Origin of the sequence: Allokutzneria oryzae (assembly GCF_042429765.1) — a bacterium.
Classification (GTDB): Bacteria; Actinomycetota; Actinomycetes; order Mycobacteriales; family Pseudonocardiaceae; genus Allokutzneria; species Allokutzneria oryzae.
In genome coordinates, this window is the sequence record NZ_JBHLZU010000008.1 from 72,470 (window position 1) to 90,350 (window position 17,881).

The window sequence follows — 17,881 nt, forward strand, 5'->3', positions numbered from 1 at the left end:
CCACAACGGAGGCAAGAGATGATCCGGGTAGTCGTCGTGGACGACGAGGAGCTGGTGCGAACGGGGTTTCGCCTCATCCTCCAGGCGGCCGGGGACATCGAGGTCGTCGCGACGCCGACCGGAGCGCAGGCGGTGCGCGAGATCGGCCTGCTCAAACCGGACGTCGTGCTGCTCGACATCCGGATGCCGGACGTGGACGGCCTCACCATCCTGCGTCAGCTGCAGGGTCTGCGGCCTCGGCCGGTCGTGGCGATGCTGACGACGTTCGACTCCGACGAGTACATCGCCACGGCTCTGCGGACCGGGGCGGCCGGGTTCATCCTGAAGGACACCGGGCCCGAGCAGCTCGCCCAGATGGTGCGCACGCTGGTCAGCGGCGGTGTGGTGCTCTCTCCCAAGGTCACCCGCACTGTCGTGGACGGCTATCTCGACTCCGGTGCGAGCTCGGCTGCCTCCGAGCAGGTCGACCTGTTGACCGAACGCGAACGCGCCGTGCTCGTGCTGATCGCCGAGGGGTTGTCCAACACCGATATCGGCGCCCGGATCCACGTCAGCGTCGGCACGGTGAAGGACCACGTCAGCGCCATCCTCGCCAAGCTGCGCGTGGGCAGCAGAGTGCAGGCGGCCCTGGTGGCACAGCGCGCCGGTCTGCTCGACGAGGGCAAGGAACGGGCATGACGTTCAGACTGCCCAGCCGGCTCGTTGCCACCGCGGTCATCGTGTTCGCTGGCGTCGAAGGAGTGCTGACCGCGATCACCGAGGAGTCACCGGGCGGGATGATCATGGTCGGGTTCGCCGTGGTGGCACTCCTGGTGCGCGAACGCTGGCCGCTGGTGGTCTTCCTCGTGACGCTGCCCGCTGTGCTGTGGCCCGGCGCGCTCGTCTCGGCGATCGTCGCGCTGTACACGGTGTCCGCCCGGCACTGCGACCGGTGGGTGCTCACCGGCTGCGGGGTGCTCGCGTCAGCCAGTTTCGTCTTCCCGATAGCGGAAATCGCGCCGTCGAAGCTGGACTCCTACCTGCTGCTGGGCATCTTGTACACCACGATGACGGCGGTCGCGCCGATCCTGCTCGGCCAGCTTCTGCGGTCCCAGCGCGAGCTGGCGTTGCGGCTGGAGGAGGTGAAGCAGGTGCGGGAGCACGAGCGACGGCTCGACGCCGAGGCGGTCCTGGCCAGGGAGCGCAATCAGCTCGCCCGCGAAATGCACGACGTCGTCTCCCATCAGGTGAGCCTGATCGCGGTGCAGGCGGGAGCGCTCATGGTCAGCACCACGGACCCGACCGCCAAGCAGGCGGCCGGGAACGTGCGGCAGCTCTCGGTCAACACACTCGACGAACTGCGCCACATGGTGAACCTGCTGCGCGCCTCGGGCACACCGGCGACCGAGCTCACCCCGCAGCCCACACTGACCGATCTCGAACGCCTCATCGGCAACAGCGCGATCGACGCACGGCTGGTCGGCACCGCGCCAGAAGGACTGGAACCACCTGTGCAACGCGCCATCTACCGGACCGTCCAGGAGGCGCTGACCAACGTGCGCAAGCACGCCCCGGGAGCCAGCGCCACCATCGAGATCAGCCATGACGACACCGACCTCACCGTCACCATCACCAACACACGGCCCACCCGGGACACCCTCGCACTGCCGAGCGCCCAGCATGGACTCGTCGGCCTGCAGGAACGGGCCGCACTGCTGGGCGGCAAGCTCCACACCGGTCCCGTGCCCGACGGCGGATTTCAGCTGCGGCTGCGGCTACCGATGACAGCGGTCGGCACGGCACACGGATGAGCGCGACCACAACGGACTGCTGGCCCGATCCGCAGGACGGCTCATGAGCCAGTGGTCCTGGTAGCGGTGCGAGGGCTCGACGCGCTCGGTTCGACCCTCCTCAGGTCGAGCGTGCCGGGCGGTCAGGTGTCGGGCCTGTGCGGCGAGCGCCCGCTCACCGGCGGCGCTCACCGGTGAGCAGCTGCGTGGCGGCGAACTCGGCGTACAACGGGTCGTTCACGACGAGTTCGTCATGGGTGCCAGTAGCTCGCACGATTCCGTTGTCCAGCACCACGATTCGGTCCGACTGGGTCACTGTCGACAGCCGGTGCGCCACCACGAGCACCGTCATCGTCCTCGCCGCGGTGGTGACCACGTCCCGGATCGCCATCTCGTTCGCGGCGTCCAGCTGCGAGGTGATCTCGTCGAGCAGCAGCAGCCGCGGACGCCTGATCAGCGCGCGGGCGAGCGCGACCCGTTGCCGCTCACCGCCGGACAGGAAGTTGCCGCGGTGGCCGACAGAGGTGTCCAGCCCGTCGGGCAACCGCTCGACGAGCGAGTCGAGCCGGGTCTGCGCCAGCACGTCGCGGATCTCCTCGTCGGCCGCATCCGGGCGGCCGTAGACCAGGTTGTCGCGTAAGGACCCGGACAGCAGGGGCGCGTCCTGTTCGACGTAGCCGATCTGTCCACGCAGGCTGGTCAGATCCCAGTCCGCGAGGTCGCGGCCATCCAGTTGGATGCGGCCGGAGTCCGGTTCATGGAACCTCTCGATCAATGCGAACAGCGTGGACTTTCCCGCACCGGAGGGGCCGACGAAGGCGGTCATGCCCAACGCGGGGACATCGATGCTCACGCCGCGCAGAACCTGCGGCAGATCAGGGCCGTACCGGAACCGGACGTCGGAGAAGAGCAGCCGAACTCCTTGCTGCCCCGGGATCTCGGTGCCACCGGTACCGACCGGCTCGGCCTGCATCTGGTCGACGTCGCCCAGCCTGCGCACTGCGGCGAGCCCGATTTGCAGTCTGCTGCCGGCGTGCAGCAACTGCCCGATCGGCTCGTGCAGGTAGAACAGGAACAACAGGAAAGCCACCAATGTGGACAGTGGAATCGCTCCGGTCGCGACCCGCGCGCCGCCGATGCCGAGCACGGCGAGGAACGACGCCTGGACCGCGAGGCTGTTGGAGCCGTGCACCAGCGATTCCCACCGTGCCGAACGGACACCGGCACGCCACGAGTTCTCGGCACCGCGCTCGATCGCGGCGACCTCCCTCGCTTCCGCGCCCGCTGCCTTCACGGTGCGGAAGGCCCCGAGCACGCGTTCCAACCGCGCTCCCGTCTCCCCAACGGCGCTCTGGGCCGCGTGAGAAGCCTTCTCGATCATCGGCATGCCCGCCAGGGCGAGCACGCCCACCACCGCGAGCACGGCCAGGGTGATGCCCAGCAGGACGAGGTCCATTACGCCCATCATCACGACCATCACCACGGTCGTCGCCGAGCCGGTGACCATGGCGACCAGCGCGTGGGTGCACACCTCGCGCAGCAACGTCGTGTCGCTGGTGAATCGGGACAACAGGTCTCCTGGCTCAGCGCGTTGCACCTCGGGCACGCGCAATGAGAGCAGCCGCCCGGCCAGCCGTTTCCTGGCGATCAACACGACCGACTCGGCGGCACGTTCGAGCAGGTAGTCACCGGCCATCGCGATCGCGGCACCGGCAAGCGCCAGGCCGACCAGCAGCACCAGCAGACCGGTGATCCCCTCACCCGAGCCCAGGCGGTCCACCAGCTCCTTGGCCGCCAACGGCTGAGCAGCGGCGGCAAGACCGCTCAGCAGCAGCAGCGCCCCTCCGAACAGGATGGTCCGTCGCTGCGGCCTGGCATAGCCCAGAAGCATTCGCCAGGTTGAGCGGTCGATCGGTGTGCGCACGGTGAAGCAACTCCGTCTTCTCTTGTCGTGGTAGAGGACCGCGATCCGGGCGCGGGAAAGAACAGGACAGCCGCGGACCGGTTGTACGAGCATCAATGACGCGGCAGCCTCGCGACACCGGCGAACCAGCTGAACTGTCCAGCCAGGTGGCCAGAAAACACCCACCACCTCGGGGCAGGGCGACCCCCGCAAGAGGTGGAGAGCGCGGCAGCCGGTCGCGCGTCCAGTCCTCGACGGAGACACAGCTCACGTACTGTCCACTGTGGCCCTGTGGTCAGTACGCTTGCTGACCGTCACACCGTCTCACGAAGCACGGTCCCATGAACTCGCTGCTGCTCATGATCGCGATCGCTGTCGCAGTCCGTTCCTTCGCCGCTTCACGGCTGGATCGGTGGAACCTGGGCGCACCAGTCGTCATCGTCACGGCAGGCGTCGTCATCGGTTTGGTCAACGAACAGTCGATCAAATTGGCGCTGAACACCGAGGCGACGTTGTACGTGGCCGAGATCGTGCTCGCCGTGCTGCTGTTCGTGGACGCCACCGAAGTTCGCGGTGGCCGGTTGTGGGGCCACTCGCCCGGTCTTGCGGCCCGAGTCCTGCTCATCGCGATGCCTCTCAGCATCGCCGCGGCGATGCTCCTCGGCTGGGGGCTGTTCCCCGGTCTGCCCTGGCCCGCGCTCCTGTTGCTCGCCGGCGTGGTCGTACCGACCGACTTCGCCCCAGCCGAACGGGTCGTGCGCGATCGCGGCCTGCCGTCACGGGTGCGCAGCGTGCTCAACGTGGAGAGCGGCTACAACGACGGAATCGTCTCACCGTTGTTCCTCTTCGCGTTGATCCTGGCGGGCGACCACAGCCAGGAACGGACGCCGCTGTCCGCGCTGGCCACCGTGCTGCCCTTCACCGTCAAGGCCCTCGTTGCCGGGCTGCTGCTCGGCGCGGTGCTCGCGCTCATGCTGACAGCCGCGCACCGGGCGGGCTGGCTCACCGAACAGTCCGGGCGCATCGTCGTGCTGCTGGTGCCGCTGCTGACCTACACCGCGACGGTCGCCGTGGACGGTAACGGGTTCGTCGCCTCCTTCGTCTGCGGCATCACGTTCCGCTACGTCCACCGGGGAGCCAAGGCGCGGCTGATCCGCCGTTCTCCGCAAGGGCGAGACCTGCTGCGCGCAGGAGCACTGGACGAGGATTTCCGGCTGTTGGAGGACGTCACCACCCTGCTGACCATGACGCTGTGGTTCGTCGTCGGTGTCAGCGCCGTGCTGGCGTTCTCGGACGGATTGCCGTGGCAGGTCATGCTCTTCAGCATCGCGGCGATCACGATCATCCGTATCGTTCCCGTGCACCTCTCCCTGACCGGATCGGTGCTCTCGCATCGTGAACGTCTCCAGGTGGGAGTGCTCGGGCCTCGCGGCACAGCGTCGATCGTCTTCGGGCTTCTCGCCTTCAACCGCCTTCCCGAAGGGCCGGCTGCCGACACCATCCTGCTCGTCACCGTGACCGTGGTCCTCACCAGCGTGGTGCTGCACGGCATCGGCGCCGGCCCCACCGTCAAGTGGTTGGCACCCGCGAAACCAGCTCGCCGCTGACCTTCTCGCGACCTTGGGAAAGGCCGACGGCGCACCTCGTCAGTGGAATCCCGAAAGCGTCCACGAGTGATTCCTCCAGATGCCTCCGTCGACGTCAGGAGCGAGCGCGTGCGGTCGCGGACCAGACGCCGGAGTTTGTCGTGGTCGTAGCCCCGGTCGACGTGGATCGGGCACGGCCTGGCGTGTTCCCCCTTTGAATACGCGCGGGTGGGTGGAGTGCCAGAGGCGGCGGACAGTTCCAGCAACCGCTGCGGCGCGCAGATCAAGGACGTTCTCGCAGTTCAATGCGGACTAGGGAATGTTCGGCAAGGGCGAGGCGATGTGACATTATCCGACCAGCCCGTCGACCACCTGATGTTTTCGGTGTTCCGTTCCGTCTCACAGTTCCAAGTGGACGGTCGAGAACGGCGACAAACGCGCTACTCCGAACCCGGGAACATCACCGCGATTCATTTGCGCCTGAAGTGCATTGACAAGAGTCTCCTCACTCCCGACTCTTTCCGGGGTAAGTCATCAATGCCGATCAGGAAGGTCCAGTCGACTCACGCTCCCTATCGGTTCCGCCAGCTCAACGGAGACATCGCGACAGCTGCGTCGGCGATTCGCTGAGCGGTATCGGTCTTCAGCGGGCTCGCGAGGAGTCGATCCAGCCCTGAACCGTCGTGTATCCAGCCGCGCGGTATTCGAGCGCTTGCAGGAGACACTCCAGCTTGTCAGCGTCCTTGGCGCACCGCGCTTCCAGAGAGTCCTGCGATTCGTACTCCGCCACCGCGCCCTGGACCATCTCGGCGCTCGCCCGCGGCAGACGCTCCGCCTGAAGGGCTGTGACCGCGTTGTTGTCCACTGATGGATCTCTCCTGCTCCGCCCGCACCTGCCGCTCCACGTAGCTGATGCCTTGTCCATGTCCTACAGCCAATCGGGTGGACCGCGATGGTTCTAACCCGCGCGGAACTGGCGGTGGGCAGGGTCAAGACGTGTCCCTTCGCGAGGTCGCCGCAGCCGCACGCGCGGCCCTCGCGATGCTGCCTACGGCCTTGCTGGACGAAGCCGAGACCGCCCTTGACAAAGCCGCGACCCACTGGCACCACGCGACTGAGGGCAGCGTCGACGACGACGTGCCTTACGCGCACAGTTTGTTCGAAACCGCCCTTGACGACCTGCGCCGCGTACGGCACCTCTTGCACCAACTCCCCGAGCGGGTTGAGTCCTGGATCAGTGGACTCGGCGTCAGCCAGGGCCTAACCTGCACCTCCTCGAGTCCGCCCACAGCCAGCAGCACCCCGGAGTCTCTTCGCTCACCAGGCAGTGACACGCCCACGAGGCATGAGGGTGATCCCGGTGCAGCTGCTCGCGAGCGCTTGGTTGAGCACGCGCGCACCGAGCTTCCTCCTACCGTGGTGCCCCGTAGCCGCACCAAGACACATGGCCGCTGGACCGATGGTGGTGTGGTCCATGCCCTCGTCTCCGGCCGTGACGACACCGCCGCCCTAGCCGACCGGTTGCTCGCTGAGCGCGGCATGCCCGGCCGAAGCACCCGCACCGCCGATGCCGAGCTCAAGGTCGCGGCGATCATGGCTAACGGCGGACCGCGCCACGTCACCGTGGCGATCAACAACACCCCGTGCCGCGGTCCGTACAGCTGTGACACGCTAGCGCCGATCCTGTTGCCGACCGGAGCCACACTCACCGTGATCGGCGCGGATGGATTCCGGAAGACCTACACCGGGGGAGCCACACCATGGTGGAGCTAGATGCCTACTGGGCCGACGAGCACGGCGACGAACCCGCCCGCATCACCAGCGAGGACCGACTCGTTCAACTGCTCGACGAGCTACGCCGCACTCAGCCTGCCGCGCTGGTCCAACTGCTGCCTGCGGGCAACCCCGGCGCGGCGATCCTCGACGTCGGCTTCGACGGTGACCGCGCTGTCGCGTTCTACAGCGGCCCAGACCATCGGGACGGCTGCTACAGCTACAACCCCGCCATCACCGTCGACGACGGCGCGGAACCGGTCCTGTACTACTTCATGAACTCCGACACCGAGTACCCCGCCACCGCTGAGATCGCCGCCGAGGATGCCATCAAAGCGGCCTGCGAATACATGCGCACAGGTGGCCAGCGGCCCACGACGCTTGCGTGGCAGCCCATGCCTTAGTCCAACGCCCGTGCGCCGGGCAAGAATACCGGGGGCACAGCAGCGATAGGGGCCATTAGTCCGGACGACGCTGTCCCCTGAAAAGCGACCCGAGACTCCGGGGGCGCTCGTGGACGAACTTCTCGAGACTGGAGAACACGTCTTCGGCGAGCGCTTGGTCTTCTTGCTGGGCAACGCTTTCTCCAGTTTTGGAAGGGAAGATCTGCGGTCTCGCCTGTCCTCGCTGTCGGGAAAGTGACGACCGGCCGTGCCGCGCTGCACCCCAGTGACCACTCGCAGGCTCCGGTCCGGGTGCAGCGCGGCGCAGCGCCTCATACACGGGGGTGCGGGTCAGGCGGAGTTCGGCTCTGGCACCAGCGTGACAGGGGAACGACGCTCACGCAGAACTGGTGCCGCTGACCGCGTAGCGCACGACCACGACGTCGGAACCCTCGTAGGTGCTGGTTCCCAGCAGCCGCAACGGGGCCGCTGTGCCACCGTCGAAGGCGGGGGTGCCGCCGCCGACCACACCAGGGCCCAGCACGAAGTGGAACTCGTCGACGAGCCCGGCGGTGAACAGGTCGTTCCACATCTTCCGGCTGCCGAAGACCAGGATGGCCTTTCCCTTGCCCCGTTTGAGTTCCGCGACGCGCTCGCGGGCCCGGTCGCGCGGTACGACCGTCGTCGTGCCCCGGTAGGCGCCGGTGTGCTCCTCCGAGAGCGTGTCGGAGACGACCACCTTCTCGATCGCCGCGTTGAGGCGGGAGATCTCCCGCTCCACGGCGGGAGCTGCCTCATCGGCGGCCACCGGCGGCCAGTAGTCGAGGAACAGCCGGAAGGTGTTCGCCCCGAGCAGCAGGGTGCTCGCCGCCCGGAGGGAAGCGAGGTTGTGCGCGTCGAACCCGGGGTCCAGTGGCATGGCCATGAAGTTCCCGCCCGGGCCCTCGTGGCAGCCGTCGACGGAGATCAGGTTGGTGACGATCAGCTTGCGCATGGCAGCTCTCCTCGTGGGTTGTCGGCCCTGTCACCCGTTGAGAGACGCCGCCGGGCGCGAACTCATCGGTCCGCGTGAAATTCCTCCGGCAGGCCGAACCGGGTGCGCAGGTCCGGGTCGAGGAAACTGTTGATCTCCGCGATCCGGCCCGCGCGCAGCGTCAGCGCCGCGATCGCGGCGAACCGGAACCCGGTGTCTCCCGCCTGCCGGAGGTAGCAGGCGAACCCCGGTTGCGCGTTGACCTCCAGCGGCACGAGCCGCCACGGGGTCGCGAAGACCCGCTCGCGCAGGAACCTCGCCACGTTGTCCTTGCCGTCGAACCACGCGGGCAGCGGCGGCATGGTGAACTTCGCGTCCTCGACGAGGAGGTCGAGCAGCGCGGGCGTGTCGGCTCGCTCCCACGCGGTGAGGAACGCGTCGACCAGCTCACGACGGCCCTGCTCGCCGAGGGCGCCAAGTTCCGTCTGCTGGGACGTGCCCATCCGCGCCCGGACCGTCGCGCGCGCCCGTTGCAGCGCGCTGTTCACCGAGGCGGGTGTGGTGTCCAGGATCGAGGCCACCTCAGCGGCGGAGAACCCCAGCACCTCGCGCAGGAGCAGTACCGCGCGCTGGGTCCCCGGCAGGAGCTGCACCGCGGCGACGAAGGCCAGCTCCACGGACTCCCGCAGCAGGTAGCGCTCGGCGGGGTCGGTTTCTGGCGCCAACGGCTCCAGCCACACCGGTCCCGGCACCGGTTCACCCAGCTCATGCACGTCCACCCGAGCCGGGCCGAAATCGACCGAGGTCACGCGGTGCGGTCTGCGCTCGGCGAGCCGCAGGCAGGCGTTGGTGCAGATGCGGTAGAGCCAGGCGCGCACCGAACTCCGCCCCTCGAACCCGGCGAGCCCCCGCCAGGCGCCCAGCATCGCCTCCTGCATCGCGTCCTCGGCGTCCTGCGCCGAGCCGAGCATCCGGTAGCAGTGCGCGTACAGCTCGCGTCGGTGCTCGGCGACCAGCGCGTCGAAATCCACCCGGCGAGCATGCCACTGCGCGATGACGGCGATGATGGTCGCCACGCCCCTGAACCAGTAGATAAGGATCTATGACCCACCGTGGTTCGGTGCGGCTGTTCGCGGTGTCGGCGCTGGTGGCGGTGTGGCTGTGGTCCCGACGGCCGAGGCGTCGAGCGGCTGGCTGGACAGGTTGGCGCGGGAGGTGGTGGACGCCGGGGCGCCGGGTGTGGTCGTGCGGGTGGACGACGGCAGCGGGCGGCCGGTGGAGATCGCGGAGCAGGCGCGGTGGGCGAGGCGGGACCACCTGCTCAAGGCGAGCGACGAGTTCCGGGTGGGGTCCAGCACGAAGACGGTGATGGCCACGCTGGTGCTGTAACTGGTCGCCGAGGGCAAGCTCGCGCTGGCCGATCCGGTGGAGAAGTGGTTGCCGGGCAAGGTGCCCGGCGGCAAGGCGATCACGGTGCGCATGCTGCTGAACCACACCAGCGGCCTGGCCGACTACACCGCGGACCCGGCGGTGGTGCCGTCGATCGTGGGCAAGGGCCCGCGGGGGTGGACGTCGGCGGAGTTGCTCGCGGTGGGGGTGAAGCACGACCCGTTGTTCGCGCCGGGCACGAAATGGGACTACATCAACGCCAACTACGCGGCGATCGGCGCGGTCCTGGAGCGGGTTTCGGGGACGGGCCTGGCGGATCTGGTCCGGGATCGGATCGCCCGGCCGTTGTACCTCGCACCTAGTACGCGACGGACTCCGCTTGGCGCGGGCGGCATGTTCGCGGGTACGAGCCAGACGCGGAGCACATGCCGCCGGCGTGCCGGTGGAGTTCAGGGACTTCGCCGGGCCGCGCCGCGACGGTCACGTCGACGTCTCCGGCAACGACCCGTCGTGGGGCGGAGCGGCCGGGGCGGTGGTGTCGACGGCGCGGGACTTGGCGCGGTTCCACACGGCGCTGATGTCGGGCAAGCTGCTCCCCGCCGCTGAGCTGGCCGATTTCGGCGCCGCAGCCCCCTTTTTTCCGGGCTCCGGCCGCGTGCTGATGCGCCCGCACGACGCTGGAGTCCACGCTGATCACCCACTCGAGATCGCCGACGGAGTCGTCCTTAACGATCACCTCGTCCAGGATGCGGGCCCAGGTGCCGTCCTTGGTCCCACAACCGCAGCCGTTCATGCGCGGTCTTCCACGGCCCATACCGTTCCGGCAGGTCACGCCACGGGGCACCGGTCCACAGCTTCCACAGGATCGCGTTGATCACCTGCCGGTGATCACGCCACCGCCGACCACCACCCGACACCGGCCGCAGCAACGGCGCGATCGCCGCCCACGCCCGATCCGTCAACTCACCGCGACCAACCACCCCAGAGAAATACCAGACGCCCAGATCAACGGCTTACAGGACAGGCTCTAGTTGCTCGGCCACACCGCCCGACTCTGGTGGCGACCGGCGCGGTTGTGTCTCCGCAACCACCCGGACCTCCGCCTCGCCTGATCAGTTGGTCCTTCGTTCGGGCTTCGATGACGGGGAACTACCCACGTGGGTGACGGGCTTCTACCTGTCTCCCCCACTCAGGGGGTAGCAGCGGCGCAACTGTGTGGCAAGCGGGTGCCTGTCACTCGCGCGGTTGAATCCCACCGCAAAATATGGATACTGACCGAAACTTGAGCTTCTATTGACAATTCCGAAACGGTTGCAAGGAAATCAAACGCGTGCCAATGTTTGATTCACGTCAGGCACGAACGGGGGTTCGGACACAGGTTCACTCACCAACACCGGAGTGGATCTGACCGATCTGACGTGACCGCATCAAGGGGGAAATAACAATGACGAAGCGTGTCGTGAATGCGCTGATCGCTGCTGCCGTGTCCTGTTCGGTCGCACTCGCGGGATCCGGCGCCGCCAGCGCCGCCCACCACCTGGACGGGGCGCGGCCGATGGCCGCGATGACAGCGACGTTCGACCCACAGGTGGAGCCGGCGCTGGTGCAGTTCTTCACCGACATTCTCTCGATCCCGGACGAGGTCCTCGTTCAAGGAGACCAGGCCACGCAGTCCTGGATCTCAGTGAACATTCCGCCCCGTGCCGCGAAACACGCCGCAGCACCGGGCACTGTCCTGGGATGCATCTCCGCCATCGGCCAAGCGCTGGCCGGGTTGGCGTTGCCCGCGTTCAAGATCATGAAGATCAAGAGGTTGATCAACGACGTCGGAGGGCTGTGGGAGGCCGTCCGCCTGGCGCTCGGGGGGACCAGCGCGGCAGAGAAAGGCGAAGCGATCGCGACCGCGTTCGCTGCGCTCATCGCGGAACTGTCCGGGATCTCCGGAATCTCGCAGCACTGTTTCAACTAGCCGCGATCTTCTCCTGGAAGGAGACTGAGGCAATGGTTCAGCGAATGTTGTGGGCATTGGCCGGTGTGGCGTTGGTCGCCGGGGTAGTCCTGTTCGCCCGCGGTGACTACACGGTGTCCGGCGGGTGTGGACTGGTCGCACTGCTGGCCGTACTCGGTGCTGGGACAGCCCGGCGTGAGCGGGACAGGCGGGCGTTCGAGTCCCGCTTCGGCTCCGTTGACGCGCTCCGTGCCGAGCTCGACCGCGAGAGGTTCCGGGCGATCGAAGACCAGCATGGGCGTCCGGCGGCGATCAAAGCGCTCCGCCAGACCTATCCCGGGCTCACGCTCTCCGATGCGAACGACCTTATGGCCAGCTCCGTGTAGCCACAGGCACGGCATAAAGGTCGATGCGGCCGGGTGGGGCGGCACACACTGCCCCACCCGGCCGCACCTCTGTCGGTCTTCCGCACCTCACCTGCGGGCAACGACTGTGGCAGCAGACTCGTCGAGTCTTTGCCCATCGCGGAATGCGCGTCGAGTGTCAGAGGTGGCTGTCACCATCAATCGCATGGCAGCACCGTCACGCTCTCCGGTCACCACCGCAGACCTCGTGCAGCTGGTCACCACCTGGCCGGACACCCTCGCCTACGAACACACCCGGCACCGCTACGCCCGCGACCTCGCCGCGCTCGCGAGCTGGCTCTACCACCGGCGGCGCCCGCGCCATCGACGTCCTGGACTACTGCCACGTCCTGACCGGCCGCCGCCACGACCTCACCGCCCACGAACACCCGCTGCGGCGGCACAACGCCATTGCCACCACCGCGCTCCTTCTACAGCCACTGCACCACAACCGGATCGCTCACCGACAACCCGGTGCGGCAGGCACGCGCCCTCGACCCCGTCGCCGCCTACGCCCCGCACCCGCGCCGCACTCCCCCACCACTGGATGCCGCGGCACTACGGGCACTGATCACCGAAGCCCACCGCGACCCCTGGCTCGGCGGCCCCCTCGGAGCCAGCCTGCTCGGCCTGCTCATCGCCGTCCACTGGCGCGCTGAACGCGTCACCACCGCCACGCTGCGCGACCTCTCCCGACGTGGTGGCATGTCGCCTGTAGACCTTCCTGCAAGGGTCCTGATAAGTAGCTTTATCGGCCGTCAAGACGGAGATCCCGTTGCGCCCCAACGATTGTCCATCACCCATCTCGACTGGTTGTCCAAATTTCAACCCTCTAGAGTCGAGCACCGTGCACGCGACCCGACTCGAACGCACACTTGCCAGATGGTAAGACCGGCGATTCGTCTCCTATGCCGAGACCGAAGGCCACCGCACGGTGATGATCACCGAGTCCGCAAGCGCCTCCCAGGAGTGCTGGATACCCGCTTCCCACAACACGTAGTCCCCTTGCCGGGCAAGAGTGACGCTGCCATCGGTGAGGTCGATCCGAAACCGGCCCTGGACGAGCAGGGCTAGCGTGGTGCGGCGGTCCCCCGACGTCCACTCCGGCCGCTTCTCCCCGCGGCGTGGACACCCCACTTCACTTCCACGTCCGAAGTCGACCGCACTTCCTCCAACGGGTCGATGAAATGTCCGATCAACCAGCTACGGTTACCGCTGCCTTCGTCGGTGGCATTACCAGTGTGCCAGCTCGCGGCCACGGTGGCCTCCTCAACCAAAAACCCACGCAACTGACCTAGCGTCAGCTACATGGGTTGTGTTTGTGGTGTCCGAGGGGCGACTTGCACACTATCTACACGCCTCGCCCTGTCTGATTCCCCTGACCGATGGCCTGCTGATCCGTAGGCAGATCGGCAGTGGTGGGATCGCGTTCGATCAGAGACGGTGTCCCTGTCCCATCGGCCATGCAGCTCGACCTTTACGCCTTCGGCGCTGACGTCTCCAGGGCCCGCTTCGACGTCATGACCGAGCGGTCGTTCCGCGGGACTCGACGGCCGTGCCTGGCAGCGTCTGACCTGATCACTGGGTTGAGCGGTGAGCCCAGTGGGATTCAGCGGCGGTCAACGCGTCTCGAATTCGTTGCTCTTCGCCGCTGCCCGTTGTCGGCAGCCGCAGCAGTGGCATTTCGTACACACGCAGGATCTCGTTCTTGATCGCGTCTCGCTTCAACTGGGCCGGGTTGTTCTCGTGGAAGGCGAACCCGTCGACCTCGATGGCCAGCAGCGGCCGGTTGGTCACCCGGTTGTACACGACGAAGTCGAGGGATGCTCGTCTTCCCACATAGGCGGCTTGGGCCGGAGTGAGCCGGTCGAGGTTGAGCAGGAGATTCTTCAGCATCACCTGGGGAACGGCCGTCATGTGCGCGTAACGCTGCTCGGCGAAGATGTCGTTCAGCACGGTCCAGACGATGTCTTCCGACGGGTACTTGAGCTCCTTTCTGAGTCGTGTGGCGAGGGGCCGCAGGCGCTGCGAGTACGCGGTGTAGAGCAGATCGAACACGGAGACCACCGCACTGTCGACGACCTCTTCGTCGGGGTTGTGGTAGCGGATGTAGCCGACCAGATCCTGGATGTGCCGGCTAGTGGGCAGCATGTCGTGGTTGGTCACCAGAATGAACCGCCGAATCGCCCTCGACACCGCGACATTGATCATCTGCGGATCGTCCACGAAGGGCAGGCCGGTACGGCCGCGCCACGTCTCGTCGAGGACGGTGGTCAGGATGACCACCTGTTTCTGTCGGCCCTGGAAGCGGTGCACGGTGTCGGCCTCGAGCTGGTCGAGCACGTCGCCGGTCTTATCGGCCTGCAGGCGGTACGGACTGGTGACACCGATGTCGGCGTCGTCGATGCCCCGGCAGTGGTCCGAGATCACCTCCTGAGCGATGACGTCTATCTCGCGCTGGTTCGAGCGACCTCCCCCGTGGTGCTGGCGCATGTGGTTGCCCTCGGCAGTACGCACCACGATCATCGGCCGCTCGGCGCCGCTGGTGGTGTACGGGATCAGCTCACCCTCGTAGAACTTCTTGTTGCAGAACCCGATGATGACGGGGTCGCAACGATAGTGCTCTCGCAGCAGTGCGCGCGGGAGAACGGCGCCGTGCAACTCCGACAATGACGACAGGAGATTGTGCTGCCGGCAGTCGTAAGCTGGCATCGGCGGCGTGAGGTCGGCCGCGGCATCAACGGGGATGGGTGGGAGCTGCTTCTGGTCGCCGACCACGACGATGTTGCGGGCACACGACATCGCCAGCCCTGCCAGCAGCAGATTGACCTGTGAAGCCTCGTCGATGATGAGGTAGTCGAGCAGGTATCCGTCGGAGATGCTGGCCCGCAGCGAGTGGCAGGTGCTCAGCAATGCCGGGTAGTCCTCGATGAAGTTCGCGAACGCGCGGCTAGTGCGGTAGGAGTTCGCGTCGTACGCGGTGGGCTTCAGTTTTCGGTATCGATCGGCGAGTTCGGCGTGCAGGAACTGAGCCGACAACTGCTGGTGATTCCGGGAGAGCCGATCGAAGTCGGCCTGCCGCAGTCGGCCCTCGACCAGCTCGATCTCCCGCTCCAGCTCGGTGATCCGCTTGGTGTAGTAGGCCAACTGCAGTCGGAGCACGACGTCGGTGTCAGCCGGGTCGAGCGCTCGCAGCGACCCATACCTGAAGTAGTTCCGGACTCGCCGCAGCAGCCCGGGACGCTTGCCGGCCAGTTCCACCTGGCTCTCGGCCAGATAGTCGATGATGCGGTCAGCCGACTTCTTCAGCAGAGGGAGCCTGTCCAGGTCGGGCAGCTGTTCCTGCTGGAGGTGGGCCTTGAAGTGCCGCAGTTCCAGACGGTGGGCGTCGAGCGCTTGGCGCCGGTCGGCACGGATGCGCTCGTCCTCCTGCAGCCCCTGCAGGCGCCGGTCCAGAGCCGCCAGCTGTTGCGGGTCTGGCGGTTGCGGGGCGCTAGCCACGAACTGTGCCACCGCCGTGCTGCGGATCGCTTGTCCCGCGAAGAACTCCTCCCTCTTCTGTTTGCGGCCGAGGTTGCCGAGCACGTGTCCGAACCCGAGCTCGTCGAGCTTGTCGCGGACGTTGTCCACGGCGGCGTTGCCGAACGAGACGATGCCGACGGTCTTGTGCTGCACGGCGACAATGGTGGCGATCAGGTTGAGGATGGTCTCGGTCTTCCCGGTGCCCGGCGGCCCCTCGATGATCGAGACTGAAGAGGTCAGGGCGTTCTCGACGGCCTTGCGCTGACTGAGGTTGCAGCGGAACGGAAAGATCGGGGCGATGTCCAGCGGCCGCGATTCGATCGGTGCTCCGGCCAGATAGGAACTGAGCACGCTCTCCGGATGGACGAAGGTGAGCCGGTCATATCCCGGCCGCAATGGATCGTCGGAGCTGAGGCGGGAGACGATCGTGCGCCAGTAGCTCAACACGTCGTTGACGAGCGGTATGGCGGTCCCCGATGTGATGACACGAACTTGTGCGGCGGGGTAGGTCCGGTACGTCTCGCCCGCGCGGGTTCGATAGAAGACTCGGGACCATGCGCCGTAGGCGCCGGTGAAGGTGACGGTTTCGGTCGCGCTGTCCCAGATGCTGCCACCGACTTCGACCCGGTCGCCGGCTGCCATGACGCGTCGTGCGGAACTGCGCAGGATCTGCACGCGGTCCGGCCCGTACGGGAAGACCTTGTTTCCCTTGGTGAAGACGATTCCGATTCGCTGCCCCTCGGGCTGGAACTTGTATCGCGCTATGTTCCGGGTCTGATCCTCGAAGACACCAGTCTCGCGATTGCGGATCAGCACTGCTTCGCTACGCGGATTGATCACATTGCCCCCCAATGATCCCGCCCTCGGCCAAGGCGGTGTGCTCAGCGCGGACGAGCTGCCGCGAGGGTTTGCGGGATGGCCGGGAAAGCGCAGGACGTGTCCGGCCATTGGGCCAACAGTGCGTCAGGGATGCCGGCTATCTGCCACTTGCTCTCATGGTGATCTCGGGCCCAGGTCACGGTGAGTGATTCGACGAGGTTGTGTCGCAGCACGGCCATGTACAGCGGCAATGCGGCAACGAGCGCTTGGTCCAGCGTGTCCCAGTCCACCGGGTACGTGCGTCCGTCGACCCCGGTGACAGTGGGTCCGACCAGGACGTGGGTGTGAATGTGCGGCTGTTGGTTGGCGCTGCTGAAATGCAGGACCACCGTCGTGTTCAGTCCTCGGCAATCAAGTTTCGCCGGTTCGCTACGGGCGAATGCCGCCTCTTCGTCGAGCCATGAGAGCGTGTCGGCCAGTGCCGCCTCGTGGCCGGCGATCACTGCGCCGAGCCGGTGGTCCTCAGGTGGCAGGAGCGCCATCAGTGCGGATACCGACTTCGGTGCTGCAAACGTGATGTCGCGAGTGCCCGGCGGAACCGTCGGGGTGTTCTGCTCCGTTGGCATAGCGGCGCCGAACGAGGTGGTGTGTGCGACTCTTTTGGGCTTGCGGCGCAAGAAAGACACGCCTGATCACGCTACACGCTGTGGTCGCACGCGGCCCGTCACCCCACGACACCACGGGCGACCCGCGCTTTCGTCGTGGCGGCGGAATGGACGCGACGGGAGAACAGATCCTCGGTCGTCGCGTGGCACAGCTGCTCCTAGTCGGTGTGGATCCGCGCCACAGCGGTAAACGTGCGGTGCACCAGGACCCAGGCCATCGGCTTCAGGATGCGATCAGGGCGGGAGTAGACCCGGCAGCGCTGGTCGACGCGATCAACGAGGCTCAGGCGGAGCTGGAGGCTGCGGAGGCCGAACGAGCGCTGCAACCGGAGACGAGAACGATCACGCGTTCCGAGGTGTACACGATGCAGAGCTACAGAGACTTACCAAGGTCTGAGGCTGGAGATCATCCACCGCTCGGTTCAGAAGCTGCTGACGTAGCCATTAGGCCTGGTAGGGATAGCGAACGTGTCCGAGGGGGACTCGAACACGTTTCGCGGAATCCACGCACAGGATGCGTGTTCATGCGACAAACCATAACGCGTCGCGACCTAGAACCACCGAGCTCACGTCGACGCCCGAAGTCGAAAGTGCGCGCCGCCCATAGAATCTGGCGCAATCGCCCCCAGGGCATCGCCGCAGTGGTCAGTGCTTGGGTTCCGAGCGACTGGGCTGCAAACTCACAAGGGTTAGAGGGTGTCTCGTTTGGGTCTGATGGGATTCTTCGGCATGATCGTTGCTCGTGGA

At 66.7% G+C, this 17,881-nt stretch carries 17 protein-coding genes and 1 pseudogene; 9 read left to right on the forward strand and 9 right to left on the reverse strand.

The genetic code is table 11. The features are described from left to right. Positions 1 to 18 precede the first annotated feature (18 nt). Together ACFFQA_RS09850 and ACFFQA_RS09855 are read left to right on the forward strand one after the other, a co-directional pair. Complete coding sequence (locus ACFFQA_RS09850) at positions 19 to 678, forward strand: response regulator (protein WP_377851436.1); 660 nt, start codon at positions 19 to 21, stop codon at positions 676 to 678. Beyond that, positions 675 to 1,790 (forward strand): sensor histidine kinase, encoded by a 1,116-nt coding sequence (locus ACFFQA_RS09855; RefSeq protein ID WP_377851437.1) that lies wholly within the window; start codon positions 675 to 677, stop codon positions 1,788 to 1,790. Before ACFFQA_RS09850 ends, ACFFQA_RS09855 begins: the two co-directional genes overlap by 4 nt. Before the next feature lie 154 nt (positions 1,791 to 1,944). On the opposite strand, the gene ACFFQA_RS09860 is transcribed toward ACFFQA_RS09855, so the two are convergent. Next, positions 1,945 to 3,693 carry an ABC transporter ATP-binding protein gene (locus tag ACFFQA_RS09860; protein ID WP_377851438.1) on the reverse strand — a complete coding sequence of 583 codons (1,749 nt, stop codon included), beginning with the start codon at positions 3,691 to 3,693 and terminating at the stop codon, positions 1,945 to 1,947. A 320-nt stretch (positions 3,694 to 4,013) separates the two neighbouring features. Here ACFFQA_RS09860 and ACFFQA_RS09865 point away from each other — a divergent pair, with 320 nt between their 5' ends. After that, on the forward strand, positions 4,014 to 5,279 hold the full coding sequence (locus ACFFQA_RS09865; RefSeq protein ID WP_377851439.1) for a cation:proton antiporter domain-containing protein: 1,266 nt from the start codon (positions 4,014 to 4,016) through the stop codon (positions 5,277 to 5,279). A 622-nt stretch (positions 5,280 to 5,901) separates the two neighbouring features. Here the strand turns inward: ACFFQA_RS09865 and ACFFQA_RS09870 are convergent. After that, positions 5,902 to 6,123 (reverse strand): HD domain-containing protein, encoded by a 222-nt coding sequence (locus ACFFQA_RS09870; protein WP_377851440.1) that lies wholly within the window; start codon positions 6,121 to 6,123, stop codon positions 5,902 to 5,904. A gap of 131 nt (positions 6,124 to 6,254) precedes the next feature. Between ACFFQA_RS09870 and ACFFQA_RS09875 the strand changes: the two genes are divergently transcribed. Both ACFFQA_RS09875 and ACFFQA_RS09880 read left to right on the forward strand, forming a co-directional pair. Continuing rightward, positions 6,255 to 7,031 (forward strand): DddA-like double-stranded DNA deaminase toxin, encoded by a 777-nt coding sequence (locus ACFFQA_RS09875; RefSeq protein WP_377851441.1) that lies wholly within the window; start codon positions 6,255 to 6,257, stop codon positions 7,029 to 7,031. Then, positions 7,019 to 7,435, forward strand: a complete 417-nt coding sequence (locus ACFFQA_RS09880; RefSeq protein ID WP_377851442.1) for an Imm1 family immunity protein — start codon at positions 7,019 to 7,021, stop codon at positions 7,433 to 7,435. The genes ACFFQA_RS09875 and ACFFQA_RS09880 overlap by 13 nt, the downstream gene beginning before the upstream one ends. 376 nt (positions 7,436 to 7,811) lie before the next feature. On the opposite strand, the gene ACFFQA_RS09885 is transcribed toward ACFFQA_RS09880, so the two are convergent. After that, on the reverse strand, positions 7,812 to 8,408 hold the full coding sequence (locus ACFFQA_RS09885) for a dihydrofolate reductase family protein (RefSeq protein WP_377851443.1): 597 nt from the start codon (positions 8,406 to 8,408) through the stop codon (positions 7,812 to 7,814). 62 nt (positions 8,409 to 8,470) lie between these two features. Then, the gene (locus tag ACFFQA_RS09890) at positions 8,471 to 9,463 is read right to left on the reverse strand and encodes an RNA polymerase subunit sigma-70 (RefSeq protein ID WP_377851444.1); all 993 of its coding nucleotides are present in this window, start codon (positions 9,461 to 9,463) and stop codon (positions 8,471 to 8,473) included. A gap of 79 nt (positions 9,464 to 9,542) precedes the next feature. On the opposite strand from ACFFQA_RS09890, the gene ACFFQA_RS09895 reads away from it, so the two are divergent. Further along, positions 9,543 to 9,776: a hypothetical protein gene (locus ACFFQA_RS09895; protein ID WP_377851445.1), complete on the forward strand. Its 234-nt coding sequence runs from the start codon at positions 9,543 to 9,545 to the stop codon at positions 9,774 to 9,776. Beyond that, positions 9,777 to 10,382 (forward strand): serine hydrolase domain-containing protein, encoded by a 606-nt coding sequence (locus tag ACFFQA_RS09900; RefSeq protein ID WP_377851456.1) that lies wholly within the window; start codon positions 9,777 to 9,779, stop codon positions 10,380 to 10,382. Here ACFFQA_RS09900 and ACFFQA_RS09905 read toward each other — a convergent pair. Beyond that, positions 10,372 to 10,756: pseudogene (locus tag ACFFQA_RS09905) on the reverse strand (IS5 family transposase); the annotation flags it as partial. The gene ACFFQA_RS09900 and the pseudogene ACFFQA_RS09905 sit on opposite strands and share 11 nt — an antisense overlap. A gap of 464 nt (positions 10,757 to 11,220) precedes the next feature. Here ACFFQA_RS09905 and ACFFQA_RS09910 point away from each other — a divergent pair. After that, positions 11,221 to 11,745 (forward strand): hypothetical protein, encoded by a 525-nt coding sequence (locus ACFFQA_RS09910; protein WP_377851446.1) that lies wholly within the window; start codon positions 11,221 to 11,223, stop codon positions 11,743 to 11,745. Positions 11,746 to 11,777: 32 nt separating this feature from the next. Continuing rightward, positions 11,778 to 12,110 carry a hypothetical protein gene (locus tag ACFFQA_RS09915; protein WP_377851447.1) on the forward strand — a complete coding sequence of 111 codons (333 nt, stop codon included), beginning with the start codon at positions 11,778 to 11,780 and terminating at the stop codon, positions 12,108 to 12,110. Positions 12,111 to 13,034: 924 nt separating this feature from the next. Here ACFFQA_RS09915 and ACFFQA_RS09920 read toward each other — a convergent pair. The 4 genes from ACFFQA_RS09920 to ACFFQA_RS09935 form a co-directional block, all read right to left on the reverse strand. Next, complete coding sequence (locus ACFFQA_RS09920) at positions 13,035 to 13,265, reverse strand: hypothetical protein (protein ID WP_377851448.1); 231 nt, start codon at positions 13,263 to 13,265, stop codon at positions 13,035 to 13,037. Between the two features lie 441 nt (positions 13,266 to 13,706). After that, positions 13,707 to 16,490: an AAA domain-containing protein gene (locus ACFFQA_RS09925; protein ID WP_377851449.1), complete on the reverse strand. Its 2,784-nt coding sequence runs from the start codon at positions 16,488 to 16,490 to the stop codon at positions 13,707 to 13,709. 41 nt (positions 16,491 to 16,531) lie between these two features. Continuing rightward, complete coding sequence (locus ACFFQA_RS09930) at positions 16,532 to 17,155, reverse strand: relaxase domain-containing protein (RefSeq protein ID WP_377851450.1); 624 nt, start codon at positions 17,153 to 17,155, stop codon at positions 16,532 to 16,534. A 137-nt stretch (positions 17,156 to 17,292) separates the two neighbouring features. Next, on the reverse strand, positions 17,293 to 17,460 hold the full coding sequence (locus ACFFQA_RS09935; RefSeq protein WP_377851451.1) for a hypothetical protein: 168 nt from the start codon (positions 17,458 to 17,460) through the stop codon (positions 17,293 to 17,295). Positions 17,461 to 17,881: the final 421 nt, after the last annotated feature.

Excerpts from the sequence above, each read along its gene's own strand:
- ACFFQA_RS09850 (WP_377851436.1), top strand. The coding sequence starts at position 19 with ATGATCCGGGTAGTCGTCGTGGACGACGAGGAGCTGGTGCGAACGGGG.
- ACFFQA_RS09855 (WP_377851437.1), top strand. The coding sequence starts at position 675 with ATGACGTTCAGACTGCCCAGCCGGCTCGTTGCCACCGCGGTCATCGTG.
- ACFFQA_RS09865 (WP_377851439.1), top strand. The coding sequence starts at position 4,014 with ATGAACTCGCTGCTGCTCATGATCGCGATCGCTGTCGCAGTCCGTTCC.
- ACFFQA_RS09880 (WP_377851442.1), top strand. The coding sequence starts at position 7,019 with ATGGTGGAGCTAGATGCCTACTGGGCCGACGAGCACGGCGACGAACCC.
- ACFFQA_RS09885 (WP_377851443.1), bottom strand. The coding sequence starts at position 8,408 with ATGCGCAAGCTGATCGTCACCAACCTGATCTCCGTCGACGGCTGCCAC.
- ACFFQA_RS09910 (WP_377851446.1), top strand. The coding sequence starts at position 11,221 with ATGACGAAGCGTGTCGTGAATGCGCTGATCGCTGCTGCCGTGTCCTGT.
- ACFFQA_RS09915 (WP_377851447.1), top strand. The coding sequence starts at position 11,778 with ATGGTTCAGCGAATGTTGTGGGCATTGGCCGGTGTGGCGTTGGTCGCC.